Origin of the sequence: Oleisolibacter albus, assembly GCF_003336875.1 — a bacterium.
GTDB lineage: Bacteria > Pseudomonadota > Alphaproteobacteria > Azospirillales > Azospirillaceae > Niveispirillum > Niveispirillum album.
Genome location: NZ_QGNJ01000039.1, coordinates 1 through 1,345 on the forward strand (window position 1 = coordinate 1; position 1,345 = coordinate 1,345).

Consider the following 1,345-nt stretch of genomic DNA (forward strand, 5'->3'; position numbering starts at 1 on the left):
GCGGGTGTGTCAGGAATTCTGTGTAAGAGCATCCCCGCGGGATGTCGCTTTCAGCCGTCAGCGCGCTGACGGCTGAAAGCGATCGCCGAACATGATAGCGAACTGATTGAGGGCTGTCCGCCATTCCCTTGCCGAGCGTCGCCAGCCCTTTCCTGCATTGCGCAGCGCCAGGAACAGGAGCTTCACGGCAGCCTCATCGGTCGGGAAACTGCCTCTGGTCTTGATCGCCCGGCGCAGTGTCATGTTCAGGCTCTCGATGGCGTTGGTGGTGTAGATAATCCGGCGGACCTCCGGTGCGAAGGCGAAGAACGGAACCACCTTATCCCAGTTCCGCCGCCAGGACTGGGCGATGGCGCTATAACGGGTGCCCCATTCGGCATCGAATTCGTCGAGGCGATCCGCAGCGAGTTCCGCCGTTTCGGCCTGGTAGACTCGGCGCAGCCTGGCCGCAACCGCCTTCCGGTCCTTCCAGGAGCAGAAATCCAAGGAATAGCGCACCATGTGGACGATGCAGGTTTGAATGATCGTCTGCGGGAAGACGGCCGTGATCGCCTCCGGAAAGCCCTTCAGCCCATCGACGACGGCGATCAGGACATCCTGGACGCCACGGTTTTTCAGTTCCGCCATGACCCGCATCCAGAACTTGGCACCTTCGGTCTGTTCAACCCACAAACCGAGAACCTCTCGTTCGCCCGAATTGGTGACGGCCAGCGCCACGTAAACCGCCTTGTTCTTCACCAAACCATCGTCACGAATTTTGACCCGCAGGGCGTCGAAGAACACGACGGGGTAAACGGGATCCAGGGGGCGCGTCTGCCATTCCTTGACTTCCTCGTTGACAGCGTCGGTAACCCGGCTGACCAGGTCAGGCGACACCTCGATGCCATAGAGTTCCTGCAGGTGGCCCTGGATGTCGCGGACGCTCATCCCGCGGGCGTACATCGAGATGATCTTGTCGTCCAAGCCATCGAGACGCGTCTGACCCTTGGGAACGATCACCGGCTCGAAGGTGCCATTGCGGTCACGCGGCACCTCGATATCCAAGGGGCCATCTTCGGTCTGGACGGTCTTGCCACTGTAGCCGTTACGGTTGTTTCCGCTGCCGCGCCCGGCAGGGTCGTGCTTGTCATAGCCGAGATGATGCGTCAGTTCCGCATCCAGGGCGCGCTCCAGAAGCGCTTTTTTCAGTTGCTTGAACAGCCCGCCCTCGCCGAGGAGGTCTTCCGGCTTCTCGTAGCCAGCCAGCAGCTTTTCTATGATCTCGTCGTCAATTGGCATTCCGTGGTCTCCTTGTGAAACAGGATCCCACGGGGCCGCTCATTTACACAAAAGATCTGACACCCTC

The 1,345-nt window shown here is 60.1% G+C and carries 1 protein-coding gene; it reads right to left on the bottom strand.

Annotation, left to right across the window (positions count from 1 at the left end):
• Positions 1 to 57: 57 nt before the first annotated feature.
• On the bottom strand, positions 58 to 1,278 hold the full coding sequence (locus tag DK368_RS21160; protein ID WP_114395952.1) for an IS256 family transposase: 1,221 nt from the start codon (positions 1,276 to 1,278) through the stop codon (positions 58 to 60).
• Between the last annotated feature and the right edge of the window lie 67 nt (positions 1,279 to 1,345).

Bases quoted from the DNA above. Each gene is read 5' to 3' on its own strand.
- DK368_RS21160 (WP_114395952.1), bottom strand. From the start codon at position 1,278: ATGCCAATTGACGACGAGATCATAGAAAAGCTGCTGGCTGGCTACGAG.